Below are 14966 nucleotides of genomic sequence, written 5' to 3'. Positions count from 1 at the left end.
AGATTTGCCGAACACGGAACGCGCGCCGCCGTTGCCAAAGGCGGCGCGCGTTTCGGTCGTAATGCACCTGATGCACTATCCGGCCCATCCCGTCGCGTCCGCTGATTAGCGTGGGCGCGTCTTACGATCGAGCACGCATGAGCCGTTCCGCTTCTTCGCGCTTGCACGCGCCCTGGTTGCTGATTGCGCCGAGTCTGATACTCGCGCTCTTCATCATCAGTTATCCGATTTTCAACATCGTGTGGCAATCGCTGCACGATGTTTCGCGCTTCGGCGCGATTCGCGATTTCACCGGTCTGCAGAATTTCTATACGGTCTTCAACGACCCCGTGTTTCTCGCTTCGACCCGGCGCACGCTCATCTGGACCGTGTGCGTGGTCGGCGGCACGGTGTTGATCTCGGTGCCGGTGGCACTGGTGCTGAATCAGGATTTTCATGGGCGCGGCGTGGCGCGCACGATCGTGATGCTGCCGTGGTCCGTCTCGCTGACGATGACCGCCGTGGTCTGGCGCTGGGCCTTCAACGACGACTACGGCATGGTCAACGTCACGTTGCAGCGGCTTGGCTTGATCGGCGGTCCGATCCATTGGCTCGCGACGCCGGAGCTCGCGTTTCCGGTGGAGATTGGCGTCGGCATTCTGGTGTCGATTCCCTTCACGGTGACGATACTGCTGGGCGGATTGTCGTCGGTGCCGGGCGATATCTACGAAGCGGCGCGAATGGACGGCGCGAGCGCGTGGCAGCAGTTTCGCAAGCTGACCATGCCGCTGCTGCGCCCGTTCATCAACATGACGATTCTGTTGAACGTGATCTACGTGTTCAACTCGTTCCCGATCATCTGGGTGATGACGCAAGGCGGCCCCGACAACAGCACGCACATTCTCGTCACGTACCTCTATGAGTTGGGCTTCCGGCTCGGACGTCCCGGCGAAGCCGCGGCGGTCTCGCTGATCATGCTTGTCATGCTGTTCATTTTCTCGATCGCCTATCTGCGCCTGCGGCCCGCGAAAGAAGGAGATGCGTTATGAGTTTCGACGCCAGGATGAAGCGCTCGCTGTGGTGCTGGCTCGCGCTGTCGCCGCTGGTGGTCGTGGTGCTGTTTCCGTTCGCGGTCATGTTCTTTACCGCATTGAAACCGGCTTCCGAGATTTTTGTCTATCCGGCGCGCTGGCTGCCTGTGCAGTGGCAGTGGCGTAATTTCATCGATATGTGGGAAGCGGCCAATTTCGGCGTGGCCTTGCGCAATAGCACGATAGTCAGCTTGCTGTCGACGATGCTTGCGCTGGCGGTGAGCTTGCCGGCCGCTTATGCACTGGCCCGCTTTCCGTTTCGCGGACGCGGTTTGTATCGGCAGTTTCTGCTCGTCACGCAGATGCTGTCGCCGATCCTGCTCGTGGTCGGCCTGTTCCGGCTGGCCGCGATGATTCCTTTCGGCGATGGCAACCTGGTCGATTCGAAGATCGGCGTGATCGTTTCTTATGCGGCTTTCAACATCGCGTTTGCGGTGTGGATGCTGTCTTCGTACTTTCAGACGGTGCCGCGGGATCTGGAGGAGTCGGCGTGGCTTGAAGGATGTGGGCGGACCAAGGCTGTGTTCAAGGTGTTTTTGCCGCTAGCGGTGCCGGCGATCGTCGTGACCGCGATCTTTACGTTCATCAATGCGTGGAATGAGTTTGCCGTCGTTTATACGTTGATCCGGTCGCCGGAGAATAAGACGCTCACCGTGCAGGTGACGGATATGGTCGCGGGGAAATACGTCGTCCAGTGGCATCTGGTGATGGCCGCTACGCTCTGCGCGACGCTGCCGGTTTCGATCGTGTTTGCGTGGTTGCAGAGGTATCTGGTGAAGGGGTTGGCGTTGGGGGCGGTGAAGTGAGTTTGTGCCGCTCGATTGGCGATGGCGGTTTGCCCGTGCGGTGGGCCGTCCGTTCAACTCGTTATTGACGGCTCCGCACAGTCGCTACACGGAAAAGCGGTCGGCCAAAAGCTTGCCTCCCGCGTCCGCCGCGTTACTCAGTGCCGCGGACAATGCGCAGATCGCGCTCGACGCCGTCACCCAAAGCTTCAAGCGCTTTCTTGTAGGCATCGCTTTCGTATGCGGCGACCGCCTGTTCGTAGGTCGCAAACTCGATCACGACGGTGCGCTCCTTCAAGCCCTGCTCACGAGCTTCGTCGGCCACACCGCGCACGATGAACTTGCCGCCGGCAGCCGCCAGAGCGGGCGCGGCGAGTTGTGCATACGCGGCCAGCTTCGCTGCGTCGTTCGTCTTGCGATAGCTAGTTACCCAATATCCTTTGCTCATTTGAATCTCCTTGTTCTTTGGTTCAAAAGCAGTCGGGGCCTACATAGTAGCAAAGAGAAACGGTGTCCCGAAGCCGCCGGGCACGGCGAGTCAGCAAAACTGATGCTGACACTGCAATCCAATCCAAACCGCCTGATTGTCAGTCGCCTGTACGTCCCCTATTTCAGCGGAATGTAAGACTCATCGTCATAGTTTCGACCGCAAAAAAAAGTTGGAATAAGCGGCGGCTTGACGTGTTTGCCTCTACATAAACGGCCGCGGACACCTGCAACGCGAACGCCGAAAAAAGTGCGCATGCACCGCTTCAGTCGCAAATGGTTTGTCTCGGCAGGCGGACAAGACGTATTTTTATCGCTTACACAGGCATCTTCAATTACCACTTACTTAGGCTTCCAAATGAAATCGAAACTTTTAGTTATTATCTCGTTGATCGTCCTTGCATCGGCAGGCGCCGTCACTCAAGCCTCGGCCAAGGAAAGCACTCATGCTCAAACGCAACAGTGTGTCGGCCCTGCCGGCTTCTGCACACCGTACTTCGGCAGCTAAGAATCGCACTGTTAATCGCAACGGTCACCCGTCAGTTCATCACGTTTAGAAAAGGAGTTTCCATCATGAAAAACGCTCTTGTTGCTATCGCTCTCGCCGTCGGCACATTGGCCGCCCCTGTTCTGAGCTTCGCACAATCGAATGCTCCGTTGACTCGCGCTGAAGTGCGTGCCGATCTGGTACGCGTCGAACAGGCTGGCTACAATCCCTCGCTCAATGACGACACCAACTATCCGGCTGATATTCAGGCTGCCGAGGCGAAGATCGCCGCGCAGGCGCAGAGTACTCAGCCAATAACGCAATCGGCGTACGGCGGCATGCCGCAAAACGGAAGCGCTTCGTCCGGCGCGCATGCGCGGATGCCGATGAACTCCGATTGCGTAGGTCCAGTGAGTTTTTGTAATATTTTCTTCGGTAGCTAGACAGTGCACACACACGGATTCCTGCGTTACATCCCAGATGAGCAGGATTCCTCCTGTTCATGATTGATCGACTGGAACCGATCAAAAACATCCTAACCGCATACCGGAGTTCGTCATGAAGCTTCTGCCCTCTCGTCGCCACGGCCCTCTCATCCGGGCGCATAGTCACACGAAGGTGATTGCCCGCGCGAGCCACTCGGTCTATCAGTCGCGGCCGGAGGAAGTTGTGGCGGTAATCGAGGACGCGGCGAAGCATGCCGAACAGTGAGATGCGGGCACTACCCTGTCCGCTGCGGCGAGCCAAAGCGCCGCCGCATAGACTTCCATCCACGCGGATCGAAAGCAAACTTGCGAGGCAGTCCGCGTATCAATACACAATCATTGATGCCGGCCGTGCGACATACTGCACGACGCCCGCCTCACATCACGCTGCGTCACCGATATCATTGGCAAACATCAAGCACTGTCCGTCCGCGTCCATTCCACCCCACCCATCCATACGATAGAGTCTGGAGTCCCCTTGAAATTCGACACGACAACCGTCCGGCTGGTCCTCGCCATCGTCGAGGAAGGCAGCATCTCGCGCGCCGCCGACAAGCTCAGCTTGGCCGTAGCCGCCGCGTCGCGGCGCGTGTCGGACCTCGAAGAGCAACTCGGTGCCAAGCTGTTCAAGCGCGTGCCGCACGGTGTCGAGATCACCGAATCAGGCGTCAAGCTGCTGCAATATGTGCGGCAGATCGACAACCTGATCGATCGTCTCGAAGGCGACGCGCAAGCGCTCAATCATGGTCTCGACGGGCGCATTATCATCGGCGCCCCAAAAGCCGTCGTCATCCAGTCTCTTGCTCGCGAGATCGCCGATATCCAGCGCAAGTATCCCGGCATCACGCTGAAGATCGTCGAGGAGAACAGCAAGATCGTCCAGCAACTGCTGCGCGACAAACTGATCGACATGGGCATCTACGAGAAGAAGAGCGGCTTCCTGGACCTCGCCAAATCCCCGTACCGGGACGACCGGCTGGTGCTGGTCTATAGCCGCCCGCATTTCCGGTTTGGCGACGGACCGCTCGGGATCGACGACATTCTCGATCTTCCCATCGTGAGTCTCGGCAAGGGCTCCGCGGTGCTATCGGCCGTGCAGCGCGCGTACCGCAGCCGCGGAAGACTGTTCCCCGACAACTTCACCGTCAGCGGCTTCGACACCATGTTCGCGATGGTGCGCCATGGACTCGGAGTCGGCCTGATGCCGCCTGACGTGCTGCGTAGTTTCCATCCCGAGAAATCGCTCGCCTCGGTCGAGTTGCAGGGAGACTGGCATCAGCGCAGCTATGTGCTCTCTTGCGTCGAAGGGCACGCGCAGGAGCAGACGCTGCGCAATGTCGTGGCCGCGTTGCTCGGCAAACCAGCGTAATCGATCTGCGCTCGCCGGTTTCGCGACTCGCGAAACCAGACATGATCGGGCCATTCTTGCGGCGGCCTTTTCAGTCGGCGACAGTGGGGCATAACGAATAGCTGGAGACGCATGATGCCCCGTGACCTTAGCGCGACCGCCGCCGAGACGCCGCGTTTGCTTTCCGCTCCGTGCTTGAACAATCGCTTTGCAAACGCCGACCGATCGTCGACAGCGATCGCGGGACGCATTTCGTCGAAAAGCAATCAACGCTCCCTATTGTGCGACCTCGTGCCGGGCACGCTGATCCACACGCGCTGCTTCGTCAACCTCCAGAACATGCTCACCGGCGATTGCGCCACCCAGGCAGGCAGCGCTTGCGCGCTGCCTCGACATCAACAAGCCGCCCGCCACGCCGTGATGTGACGCGACCGTGCGATTCGCCCCACCACCTCCACCAAGGAACCTCGATATGACCGAATCGAAACATCTGCCGCTGCAAGGCATCCGCGTGCTGGACGTCAGCCAGGTCATGGCGGGCCCGTTCGCCTGCATGTTGCTGGCCGACCTGGGCGCGGACGTCATCAAGGTCGAGCCGCTGGAAGGCGACCAGACCCGCGGCGCGATGGGCTTCAAGATGAAGGGCCCCGACAGCATGGGCTTCCTGAACATGAACCGCAACAAGCGCTCGCTGACGCTCGACCTCAAGAGCGACGAAGGGCGCGAGTTCTTCTACAAGCTGGCGAAGACCGCCGACGTGATCGTCGAAAACTACCGTCCGGGCGTGGTGCAACGGTTGGGCATCGACTATGAATCGATCAAGGAGATCAATCCGAAGATCGTCTACGTCAGCATTTCCGGCTTCGGACAAAGCGGGCCGTGGGCCTCGCGGCCAGGCTTCGATCTGATGGCGCAGGCGATGTCCGGCGTAATGAGCGTGACCGGCCACAAAGGCGAAAAGCCCGTCAAGGCAGGCGTGCCGGTGGCGGACATCGGCTGCGCGCTGTTCGCGGTGTATGGCCTGCTGTCCGCGTACATCGGCGCGCAGAAAACCGGCGAGGGTCAGCATATCGACGCGTCGCTGTTCGATTCGGTGATGGCCTTCTCGATCTGGGATATGTCGGAGTACTGGGGCACCGGTGTACCGCCGACGCCGCTCGGCACCAGCAACAAGATGAGCGCGCCCTATCAGGCGGTGAAAGCGCGAGACGGCTACTTCGTGATGGGCGCGACGAACCAGAAGCTCTGGACCAAACTGTGCGAACTGCTGCAACGGCCGGATCTCGTCAAACACGCCGACTATGCAAGCGTCTCCCTGCGTCTGAAGAATCGCGAGGCGATGATCGAAGTCCTGGAGCGGGAATTCGCGAAGCGCGACAGCGCCGACTGGGTCGATGCGATGCTCGCCACCGGCATTCCGGCCGGCCCTATCCTGTCCTATCCCGAGGCGTTCGAAAGCGAGCATGCCACGCACCGTCGCATGTGCATGGAGATCGACCATCCGAACGAAGGCAAGGTCAAGAACATCGGCTTTCCGGTCAAGATGCTCGGCACGCCGCAGACTGTGCGTCGTCATCCACCGCTACTCGGCGAGCACAACGACGAGATCTTTGCCGAGATCAACGGGACCGCATCATGAGCGAGCCCGTCACACTCACGGTTCATCCCTCCGGCGAGGCCGAGATCGTGATCGACCGCCCCGAGCGGCACAACGCGATGACGCTCGCGATGTACGAGTCGCTGCTGGCCTTGATCGCCCAGTGTGAACGCGACAGCCGCGTGCGCTGCATCCTGTTTCGCGGCGCGGGCGGCAAGTCGTTCATTTCCGGCACCGACATCGCGTACTTCAAGGACTTCCGCGACGGCAGCGATGGCGTGGCCTATGAGGCCTTCGTCGAACGCGTGATCGATACGGTCGAACGCATTGCGCTTCCTACCGTCGCCGTGATCGACGGGTGGGCCGTGGGCGGCGGCCTTGCGCTCGCGACGGCTTGCGACTTCCGGCTTTGCAGCGACGCGTCGCGCTTCGGTGCACCGATTGCGAAGACGCTCTCGAACACGCTGTCGTCGCGCAACATCGCGCGGCTTCAGGCGGCGCTCGGCGTGCCGCGAGTCAAGAAGATGCTGCTGCTCGCCGACTATCTCAGCGCCGCCGAAATGCTGGAATGCGGGTACGTCCACGACATTTGCCCGCAAGACACGTTGCGGGAAGCCGCCCATGCGCTCGCACAACGGCTCATCGCGCTGTCGCCGGTCACACAGAAGGCGGTGAAGGAGAGCCTGCGCCGCATTGTCGTCGAACAGCGGCTCGACGACGAAGATCTGATCGAAGAGGTGTACGGCAGCGCCCGTTTCAGGGACGCCGTAATCGCCTTCACCTCGGGTTCGTCGAAATAACAATAAATAAACGACGTGCCGCACGAAACGCCGGCAATACTCACGCCTGATTGCCATCAAGCGCGAGCATCGTCCATTCAGTCGTAGTGCCGATGCTTGTGATGGCGCTTGCCCGAATGGTAGCCGCGCGAGTAGTCGTCCGCGTACGAGTTGGAGCGCGAGATGTTGCCGCCGAGCGCCGAACCCGCACCGCCGCCGACTGCCGCGCCGACGAGGCCGCCGGCTCGGCCGCCCATCGCATTGCCGGCCGCCGTGCCCGCACCGCCGCCGAGCGCGCCGCCGATGATCGCGCCCGTGCGCTCCCGGCGATTCGACGTCACCGCGCCACCGGCGCCACCGCCGACCGCGCCACCAATCACGGCGCCCGTGCTGCCGCCCACCGCGCCACCGAGCGCCGCGCCGGCCACACCGCCGACCGCGCCGCCAAGCATGTTATTCATATCGCCGGCCACTGCCGACAACGACGCCGCAGCAGTCAACGCAGCAACGGCAACTATCCGGATGATTTTCTTCGACATAAAAGGTGTTTAGTTTTCTTGAGACGGTGCCGAGTATAACCGGCCTTTCGAAAGGCCTTTGTAACTGGCTCAGTCCACCTCGGTAAGACGTGTAACAAATTGATCGAACTGTTTTGGGGGGATGCGGCCAGCCCGAAGCTGGGGCCGATGTCGGCGGCCCTGCTTGCCTGGAAATGCCCGACTGCATGTGAGGCGCTCAAGAACAACGGGAAGTAGATGCGAAGACCGACACATTCACGTTGTTTGGATTACTGAACAATTGACTTTCAGGACTGGCGACCGGCTGACGAACCACCGCATCGCGATGCCCCGCCAACCAGCCGCTCATTCAACGCTCATCCGCGCCGCTTCTTCTTCAACTCGATAGTCTCGAACAGCTCGTAGTTCTGCGTCGGCGCTTGATCGGCGCCGGGGGCGTGATAATAGTTCATCGTGATCGTCGTCTCGCCGCCCCGATGTCCCGGGTCGTGGTCGAACACCGCAATGCCGTAGCCCGTGCCGGTGTCGCGCTGCGCCGACCAGATCGCGTCCTCGACGGCATCGGCGCTGGCTCGCGTGAAAGTCCCGGCGGTGGCGGCCAGCACCGGACGGTTGGGCCGCGTGAAAATACGCGCCTGCGGCAGCCCGGTGCCGATATCCACGCCATACACATCGAGCGGCGCGCTCGTGCCGCCACCGCCGAGTATCAGGTGTATCGTGCCGTGGCTCGTATCGAACGTCGACGCACCCGACGATACCGCCGACATCACCGGCTTCGGCTGCAACGTATCGACCGGCCGGCCCGTCGTAATGTCGGTGCCCTTGTCGTGATTGCAGCCGCGCACGGGATAGCTGCGCTCGTAGTCGTGATCGTGGCCGCACAGCACCAGGTCGACACCGTAGCGGTCGAACAGCGGCAGCCAGGCTTCGCGGATGCCCTTATCCGAACCATTGCCGGTCTTCGACGAACTCAGCGCGTCCTGGTGCATCTGGACGATGATCCAGTCCACGTCGTCATCCTGCGCCGCGTGGTGCAAGACTTTCTCGAGCCAGCGCGTCTGCTCGCCATTGCTATAGCCGCGCACATATAGCGAAGTGCCCGGTTGGATCGGCGCATTGCCGGTGCTGGCCACCGGTACCAGCGGAGCCGGCCCGGCAACGAATGCGGCCGCGTCCTGATAGACGACATCGTCCGCATCGAGCGAGATGAATAGCACGGAGCTCACGCGGAAGCTGTACCAGCGGCCCTGGAAGCGCGAGTGATTGTCGGGCAGCGTGTAGCGCGAGAGATACGACGCGAGGCCCTGCTCGCCGTTGTTGAATTCGAGTTCGTGGTTGCCGGGACACGGCATCCACGGCCGGTTCGATGCTGACGTCTGGGCGTTGTTGCCGAAGTCGCGCCACACCGCCGGCTGTTGCGTCGGGTTCAGATTGGCGTAGCAAAGGTCGCCGTTGAGCAGGTGGAACAGCGGCTGGAAACGCTCGACCGCTTGCACCGCGAAACGGCTTTGCGGCGACGACAGGATCCAGCCGGTATTCGGCGTTGCGAGATCGCCATAGCTCGTCCAGCGAAACGGCGCGCGCCCACGCGGTGCCGTACGGAAACTTGCGGTGAAGGGCTGAGCCGCGTTGCTGTCGTTCTCGGCCGTCACCTCGTACTGATAGTTCGTGTCGGCCTTCAGGTCACGCAGACGCGCGTGATAAGTGAACACGATCTCACCGTTGATGCCGTCGGTGTACGTGCTTTGCACCGCGTGCACCGTATGCTTCTTCGAGTCCGCGCCGCTGACGCGCACCTGCGGATTGGCCGCCGGCGCGAGCGACGCCCACGACACCGTGACCTCGCTCGTCGGATCGTTGCCCCAGGTCAGGTGGATCTGCTCGGGCGTGCCATCCGGCGCACCGCCGTTGGCGGCCCGCGCCGCCGATGCCAGCGTGCCCGCGGCCGTTGCGAGGCTCGATGCGCCGGCAAACTTCAGGAACCCACGACGCGAGACGATGGAAGCGCCCTGATCATCGGGCGGCGCAGCCTTGACGATTTTTCTGTTCGACATGTCCGGTGTTTTTGTTTGGGGGATGGAAGAACGCCAGCGCTCAGGCCGGGCACACCGGCCTACCTGCGCTGCAGTGTGCGCTGCTGACGGAGTGCGTGATGGATGCGAGCAGTGATGCTAGCCGCGAAGCTGTGACAACCGGATGAAAGGATCGGATGAGCGCGACGGCTGTCGGCGGGGGTCGGGGAGAAGATAGCGCGGAGAAGTCGAGTGGCGACAGGCCGATCGCCCGTAACGAAAAGGGACTTGCGATGCGCTCGTAGGCGTTCAGAAATAATTGCAATAGTAAAGCGACCAGGCTGGGCCGAATTGCCGGCGCATTGCAGTTCCAACATCCACTGCATGCGGCCGGCAATCGTGCGTTCGCTCAGGTTTGAGGACTCGTATCGTCGCTGGCTTGGGCGTTGTCGGCGTCGTCCTGCTTGTCGTCGTCTTTCTTTTCGATCATCGATTCCAGCTTGCCGGCGCCTTCAAAACCGGCGATCGCCGCGATGCCTTTCGTCAGCAGACCGGCTTGCGGGTCCACTTTCTCTGCCGCTTCAACCGCGGCGATCGCCCCCGCAACCTTCCCTACTTCGTCCAAGAGTCCCATATCGCGCTCCGCGAAAAAAGTGAAACTGCATCGTCTCACGAACTCGAAGCGATGTCGCCAAATGTCAAACGGTCATAACGATTTACTGTCACCGCGAATGAAATTGAAAGGCTGCGGTATTTCGTGTGTTCGCCCGCGGCGTCGGTGAGCGCGACCATTAGCGCGCGGGCGGCTGCGGATTATTCGCCGGATTGGTATCGAACCTGAAGACGCGGGTAATTCCATTGGCGTCGACCAGTTTCAATAGTTCGTTCTCCATGACATCCGTGACATCCTTGCCGTAGACCACATCGCCGTTCACATAGATCGTGAATGACTGCAGATACTTCGCCTTCTTCTCCGGGTTCTCGATCGTATCGCGGGTCCATTGATAAAGCGGATAGTTTTCCGTTCCCAGTCTTTCGGCCTCGGCGACGTAATCGGCGAACGCATCGAACTGACACTTCAACGTCGCGTCGTGCCTGCGCAGAACGTCACGCAGCGCGGCGTGCGCCGCATAAGACGAGTCCGTGCGCAAATCATCCGCCAGTTCAGGCGAAACGGTGATCCTGAGCTGAAATTGCAATGTAGGGTCCATGTCCACCTCGATGCCAGACTTCAGGAGCGCGCATTCGCGGTCAGCTTCCCGTCGATCTGCTCAATCTCACTGCTGCGCAGCGGCTTGCCCAACAGAAAACCCTGAGCGTGCGTGCATCCGCACACGCGCACGAAATCCAGTTGCTCCTGCGTTTCGATACCTTCCGCCGTGGTCGGCATGCCGATTTCGCGAGCCAGCGCCACGATCCCGCGCACCACCGCTGCGGATTCGCGCCCGTGCACGGATTCCTTCACGAACGAACTGTCGATCTTCAGCTTGTCGAATGAGAAGCGCACGAGGGTCGACATCGTCGAAAAGCCGGTGCCGAAATCGTCGAGTGCCAGCCCGATGCCCAACGCGCGCAGCCTCGCGACGTTGCGCTGGGTGACGGCATCGTCGTTCAATAGCACGGTTTCCGTGACCTCGATATTCAGACGCGCCGGCGGAAGCCTCGTTTTCCGCAGAATCGCCGCGACCGTCGACGCAAACGATTCTTCCCGCAATTGCACCGGCGATACGTTGACGGCGACGGCAACCTTGTCTCGCCACGTCGCCGCTTCCATGCACGACTGCAGCAGCGCCCATTCGCCCAATGCCAGGATGAGGCCGGTGCGTTCGGCGGTCGGGATGAACGCGGATGGAGAGAGTTCGCCGCGCGTCGGATGAGTCCAGCGAATCAGCGCCTCGCGGCCGGAAACGGTGCCGTCGCTGAGATCGACAATCGGCTGATACTCCATGCGCAAACCGTTGAACGATTTCAGCGCCCCTTCCAGGTCGCTGCGCAGCAGGCTCAGGCTTTCGTCGGAAACGTGCCTCTCGGTATCGAAGATGGCGAACGCGCTTTTTCCGCTGCGTTTGACCGCATACAACGCGCGGTCGGCGCAAATCAGCAATTGCGGTCCGGTCTTCGCATGCTCGGGATAGAGCGAAACACCGACACTCGCGCCGATATGCACCAGCGCCTCGCTGAGTACGAACGGACGCGCGAGCGTCTTGACGATGCGGTCGGCCAGCACGCGAACGTCGCGTAGCTGCCCCGTACCGTCGGAAATGGCGACGAACTCGTCGCCCGCGAGGCGTCCGACCAGATCGCCGCTCGGCAGAATTTCACGCAACCGGAGCGCCGCTTCCTGAAGAATCTGATCGCCCGCGGCATGGCCGAGGCTGTCGTTGATCGCCTTGAAGCCGTCCAGATCGATCAGCAGAACAGCGAACAATTGATCCTGACGCAACGCGCCTATCTTGGTACGCTCCAGCAGCAATTCGCTGATACGCGCGCGATTGGGCAAGCCGGTGAGGCTGTCCTGATGAGCCAGGCGGTGACTGTTTTCACGCGCCAGCAACAACGCGACGGTATCGCGATTGCTGCGCAGTGCCACGGTGAAGAAACCGGCGGCGCAAAACGGCGCTTGAAACAGCAGCACGAGCTTGCCATTGCCGGGCGACATCGCCGCGCCGAGACCCAAGAGTCCGAGAATGAAGGAAATCTGTAGCAGCGCGAGCCGGGGTGTGCCGGCATTGCGCCCGGCCAATCCACCGATCACGCCCACCGCGCAAACGTTGCCGAGCAGGAAAAGCGTCGGATTTCCGCTGATATTGCACAGTAAAGTGCCGAACCCGAATAGCACGCTCCAGAGCAGACTCGCCAGCAGAAATGCGGAGGTAGGCGTCGGCCGATCCTGCGCGCTACGTCTGCGGCACAGCCAGATCAACGTAAGACGCGCTATCAGCAGAGCGACGACGGCGATACCCCAGGCCGCATACAGGGGAATCGGATAGAGATAAAAGGCGGTTGCGCAGACGCTGATTTCGCAAATCGACGCGAATATGATCGATGACGTTCGCGTGAACAGATTGGCGAGCAGGATCTGCCGATTGTCCGGGCTCAGGTTCTGAGCGGAAGACACGACCCACTTGAAAAATGGAGACCTTGGTTCGCTGAAAGCCATGACCTGCATATTTGACGGTTAGTGGAATTCAAACAGGACGTGCGCAGCAATTATTACGTAAACTTAAAGTATCAGGTTAATTCACTGAACGGAATATGAGTGGCATAGTCAGCGAGAAGAAAACGGCAAAATGGGGAAGATCGGGCGCTGGTGGAATCACGCTCAGCACAGAGAGAGCGAGTTCAGTCAGGTCGGTTACTTCGGGAAGGTGGGCGCCGACGTGGTTGTGACTACATAACTGAAGTGTCGCTTCGGCGTCCTTATATCGCTAGCCGCCTCAACTTCGCGTGTACGCCGAAGGGAACATTTCCTGGCCTCGATGTGAACGACAGAAAAGTCTCCTTTACAGAAAACGTGTTTTATCAATTCCAGAGTGGAAAGATTGAGCAGGTATGGTCAGTGATAGATAAAGTGGGATCGAAGCGCAGCTTTAGCTGCAATGAATTGTCGGCACGTCGTCTCCAATGCGCGAATATCTTCACGCGTCGTGAACCGTAAACAGCCGTTCACGGTCGCGAGCATCGTCACACTTACCGACGCCACAAGCTGCTCCGTCGCCAAAGCCCCGCGTAAGCTACGAATTGCCTTTGAGCGTAAACGGTGCCAACAGCGCTTGCACATCGACCTGCCGCCCCTGGAGCAGTAGCAACCTCGCGTGCAGCACCGTGTTTTCGAGGACGAGCTTGGCGGTGCTCAGCAGATACAACGCATGAATGTCGGACACCGACATGTTGCCGGCTTCGACCTGGTGGTGACGCTCAACGAGTGAAGTCATCACGAGCCGCCGGAGTTCCTGCTCTCCGAATGGAAGGTCCGCATAGTCAATGGGATCGTCGGCTTCGACTTCCCGCAGCATGTCCACAAGCGTTTCGGTGCTCACCTGCATGTGTCGGCTCCACGTCGTCGTCAAGGACCAGCATCGCCAAACTTTGTCACCCAGCGCTCCCAGCCTACCGTGTCAATTCAATGGAGTCCAGCTTGAATGGATGGAAACCGGGCATGGGTGGTCCAAAAGATACGCACCTGACGAGCCGCGGAACAGAGTCCGTCAACGTAGCGCAAGCAGCCCCGAGTGAAACCTCAAAGCCTTTCAAAAATATAGCGCTCGGCGATCCGCCAAACACCCAACCAGAATCGTGTCCAAGCTCGCGCCGATCTCGAGAACCTACTAATCTTGTTGGGGCAGGGCAGATCCGCCCAACGAGGTTCTGCGTCTCCAACATCCGTCCCGCTGTCGCCGGGATCCGACGCGGAGGATTTTCAGGGTGGCTCCGAGCTCGATGCGTTGATGAACCGCAGCTTATCGCTGGATTCGACGACTGCCCGAGTCAAGAACGCGGCTGTTACGTTCGATGGTTGATGGTACGAGTCAATCAAGGATATGCCCATCGGCAACGGAATCGCTGCGGTACTTTTATCACCGAAGTAGCTCGCGAAATCAGCATATCGCAGACTGTCGCCAATCTATGGTCGTTGGTCGAACGACCGATCATGGGCCGGACTGAGACTCAGCCGCTTCGCGCTCGCGTGTGCGCATGGCCGCTCAGTCTGTCGAGTCGAGGTCGCAATGGACGCTCTACGGCAGCCGCGTCAGAGAGGGCGGCCAGTTGCCTCGCCAGGAAGGAAACCAGGCGGGCTCGCAGTCCGGCACGGGCGCTTCAGGCCCTCTGTAGAATGTCGATCGCTTTTTCCGCATCGTCCAGCGAGTCGACCGCGAGATAGGCAATGAACTGCGTGCCAAGTACGGCGGCCGAAACGCCGCGGAGGTTGATCCCCCCGTCTGCCAGCATCTGGGTCAATTGCGCGATGATCCCCAGTTGGTCCAGACCCATTACACGGACGGAGTGAAGGCTCGGGGTGACGCTGAACCCCACTTGTGTAGCAGCACGGATCTCCGTTTCCCCTTGCAGCGGCGCGACAAAGACGATTCCCTTGCCCGATGCTTCCGGCGTGCGACGTGCGACGACGAACTGCAAGTCTGCCCCAGCATCCCGCAAGGCGCTTAACACTTTCGCAAGGCCGCCCGGTTTGTCCTCGATGGTCGCCGCCCAAACATCGACACGTTCAACGCTCAGTTCCATGGCAATGCCCTCCCACCTGACACACCTCAATACAAAAAATCTACTTCACCAACGGCACGCGAGCAAGGCCGGCACCGCTGAATTTAATGTTATGCAATGTCGGCAATATGCGCCGGCGATACCACCCGTTTCGGTTTGTCGTCATGCGACGCTTCTTC

At 60.4% G+C, this 14966-nt stretch carries 15 protein-coding genes and 2 pseudogenes; 9 read left to right on the top strand and 8 right to left on the bottom strand.

All coding sequences use genetic code 11. From position 1 onward, the window contains the following. Positions 1-137 precede the first annotated feature (137 nt). Both HV744_RS21720 and HV744_RS21715 read left to right on the top strand, forming a co-directional pair. Complete coding sequence (locus HV744_RS21720) at positions 138-1028, top strand: carbohydrate ABC transporter permease (protein WP_175151456.1); 891 nt, start codon at positions 138-140, stop codon at positions 1026-1028. Further along, complete coding sequence (locus HV744_RS21715) at positions 1025-1876, top strand: carbohydrate ABC transporter permease (protein WP_175151455.1); 852 nt, start codon at positions 1025-1027, stop codon at positions 1874-1876. The genes HV744_RS21720 and HV744_RS21715 overlap by 4 nt, the downstream gene beginning before the upstream one ends. Positions 1877-2009: 133 nt before the next feature. Here HV744_RS21715 and HV744_RS21710 read toward each other — a convergent pair whose 3' ends face one another. Further along, entirely contained in the window at positions 2010-2303 is a 294-nt protein-coding gene (locus tag HV744_RS21710) for a DUF1330 domain-containing protein (RefSeq protein ID WP_175151454.1), read from the bottom strand. Between the two features lie 611 nt (positions 2304-2914). On the opposite strand from HV744_RS21710, the gene HV744_RS21705 reads away from it, so the two are divergent. From HV744_RS21705 to HV744_RS21680, 6 genes and pseudogenes are all read left to right on the top strand, one after another. Continuing rightward, positions 2915-3271: a DUF4148 domain-containing protein gene (locus HV744_RS21705; protein ID WP_175151453.1), complete on the top strand. Its 357-nt coding sequence runs from the start codon at positions 2915-2917 to the stop codon at positions 3269-3271. A gap of 154 nt (positions 3272-3425) precedes the next feature. Next, positions 3426-3539, top strand: a pseudogene (locus HV744_RS21700) (alpha/beta hydrolase); the annotation flags it as partial. 252 nt (positions 3540-3791) lie between these two features. Next, positions 3792-4682 carry a LysR family transcriptional regulator gene (locus tag HV744_RS21695; protein ID WP_175151452.1) on the top strand — a complete coding sequence of 297 codons (891 nt, stop codon included), beginning with the start codon at positions 3792-3794 and terminating at the stop codon, positions 4680-4682. 111 nt (positions 4683-4793) lie between these two features. Beyond that, on the top strand, positions 4794-5087 hold the full coding sequence (locus HV744_RS21690; protein ID WP_175151451.1) for a hypothetical protein: 294 nt from the start codon (positions 4794-4796) through the stop codon (positions 5085-5087). A 46-nt stretch (positions 5088-5133) separates the two neighbouring features. Beyond that, positions 5134-6300: a CaiB/BaiF CoA transferase family protein gene (locus tag HV744_RS21685; RefSeq protein ID WP_175151450.1), complete on the top strand. Its 1167-nt coding sequence runs from the start codon at positions 5134-5136 to the stop codon at positions 6298-6300. Continuing rightward, positions 6297-7058: an enoyl-CoA hydratase gene (locus HV744_RS21680; protein WP_175151449.1), complete on the top strand. Its 762-nt coding sequence runs from the start codon at positions 6297-6299 to the stop codon at positions 7056-7058. The genes HV744_RS21685 and HV744_RS21680 overlap by 4 nt, the downstream gene beginning before the upstream one ends. 77 nt (positions 7059-7135) lie before the next feature. On the opposite strand, the gene HV744_RS21675 is transcribed toward HV744_RS21680, so the two are convergent. The 5 genes from HV744_RS21675 to HV744_RS21655 form a co-directional block, all read right to left on the bottom strand. Further along, positions 7136-7576: a hypothetical protein gene (locus HV744_RS21675; RefSeq protein WP_175151448.1), complete on the bottom strand. Its 441-nt coding sequence runs from the start codon at positions 7574-7576 to the stop codon at positions 7136-7138. Positions 7577-7911: 335 nt separating this feature from the next. Beyond that, complete coding sequence (locus HV744_RS21670) at positions 7912-9609, bottom strand: purple acid phosphatase family protein (RefSeq protein WP_175151447.1); 1698 nt, start codon at positions 9607-9609, stop codon at positions 7912-7914. A 367-nt stretch (positions 9610-9976) separates the two neighbouring features. After that, positions 9977-10201, bottom strand: coding sequence for a hypothetical protein (locus tag HV744_RS21665; protein ID WP_175151446.1), 225 nt, complete (start codon positions 10199-10201; stop codon positions 9977-9979). Positions 10202-10358: 157 nt separating this feature from the next. Next, on the bottom strand, positions 10359-10778 hold the full coding sequence (locus HV744_RS21660; protein ID WP_175151445.1) for a hypothetical protein: 420 nt from the start codon (positions 10776-10778) through the stop codon (positions 10359-10361). 20 nt (positions 10779-10798) lie between these two features. After that, positions 10799-12727, bottom strand: a complete 1929-nt coding sequence (locus HV744_RS21655; RefSeq protein ID WP_175151444.1) for a putative bifunctional diguanylate cyclase/phosphodiesterase — start codon at positions 12725-12727, stop codon at positions 10799-10801. Between the two features lie 258 nt (positions 12728-12985). Between HV744_RS21655 and HV744_RS21650 the strand changes: the two are divergent. Next, positions 12986-13161: pseudogene (locus HV744_RS21650) on the top strand (ester cyclase); the annotation flags it as partial. A 140-nt stretch (positions 13162-13301) separates the two neighbouring features. Here the strand turns inward: HV744_RS21650 and HV744_RS21645 are convergent. Both HV744_RS21645 and HV744_RS21640 read right to left on the bottom strand, forming a co-directional pair. Further along, the gene (locus tag HV744_RS21645; protein ID WP_175151443.1) at positions 13302-13613 is read right to left on the bottom strand and encodes a hypothetical protein; all 312 of its coding nucleotides are present in this window, start codon (positions 13611-13613) and stop codon (positions 13302-13304) included. Between the two features lie 772 nt (positions 13614-14385). Then, a complete protein-coding gene (locus tag HV744_RS21640) occupies positions 14386-14808 on the bottom strand; it encodes an ACT domain-containing protein (protein ID WP_175151442.1) in 423 nt (140 codons plus the stop codon). Positions 14809-14966: the final 158 nt, after the last annotated feature.

This window comes from Paraburkholderia ultramafica, from assembly GCF_902859915.1.
Lineage (GTDB): Bacteria > Pseudomonadota > Gammaproteobacteria > Burkholderiales > Burkholderiaceae > Paraburkholderia > Paraburkholderia ultramafica.
The sequence above is the reverse complement of the archived record's forward strand: the minus strand, read 5'-3'. Positions and strand labels throughout refer to the sequence as shown.

What these genes read in the sequence shown, in the direction of transcription:
- HV744_RS21720 (WP_175151456.1), top strand. Translation starts at nt 138, where the DNA reads ATGAGCCGTTCCGCTTCTTCGCGCTTGCACGCGCCCTGGTTGCTGATT.
- HV744_RS21715 (WP_175151455.1), top strand. Translation starts at nt 1,025, where the DNA reads ATGAGTTTCGACGCCAGGATGAAGCGCTCGCTGTGGTGCTGGCTCGCG.
- HV744_RS21710 (WP_175151454.1), bottom strand. Translation starts at nt 2,303, where the DNA reads ATGAGCAAAGGATATTGGGTAACTAGCTATCGCAAGACGAACGACGCA.
- HV744_RS21705 (WP_175151453.1), top strand. Translation starts at nt 2,915, where the DNA reads ATGAAAAACGCTCTTGTTGCTATCGCTCTCGCCGTCGGCACATTGGCC.
- HV744_RS21690 (WP_175151451.1), top strand. Translation starts at nt 4,794, where the DNA reads ATGATGCCCCGTGACCTTAGCGCGACCGCCGCCGAGACGCCGCGTTTG.
- HV744_RS21685 (WP_175151450.1), top strand. Translation starts at nt 5,134, where the DNA reads ATGACCGAATCGAAACATCTGCCGCTGCAAGGCATCCGCGTGCTGGAC.
- HV744_RS21680 (WP_175151449.1), top strand. Translation starts at nt 6,297, where the DNA reads ATGAGCGAGCCCGTCACACTCACGGTTCATCCCTCCGGCGAGGCCGAG.
- HV744_RS21675 (WP_175151448.1), bottom strand. Translation starts at nt 7,576, where the DNA reads ATGTCGAAGAAAATCATCCGGATAGTTGCCGTTGCTGCGTTGACTGCT.
- HV744_RS21670 (WP_175151447.1), bottom strand. Translation starts at nt 9,609, where the DNA reads ATGTCGAACAGAAAAATCGTCAAGGCTGCGCCGCCCGATGATCAGGGC.
- HV744_RS21665 (WP_175151446.1), bottom strand. Translation starts at nt 10,201, where the DNA reads ATGGGACTCTTGGACGAAGTAGGGAAGGTTGCGGGGGCGATCGCCGCG.
- HV744_RS21660 (WP_175151445.1), bottom strand. Translation starts at nt 10,778, where the DNA reads ATGGACCCTACATTGCAATTTCAGCTCAGGATCACCGTTTCGCCTGAA.
- HV744_RS21655 (WP_175151444.1), bottom strand. Translation starts at nt 12,727, where the DNA reads ATGGCTTTCAGCGAACCAAGGTCTCCATTTTTCAAGTGGGTCGTGTCT.
- HV744_RS21645 (WP_175151443.1), bottom strand. Translation starts at nt 13,613, where the DNA reads ATGCAGGTGAGCACCGAAACGCTTGTGGACATGCTGCGGGAAGTCGAA.
- HV744_RS21640 (WP_175151442.1), bottom strand. Translation starts at nt 14,808, where the DNA reads ATGGAACTGAGCGTTGAACGTGTCGATGTTTGGGCGGCGACCATCGAG.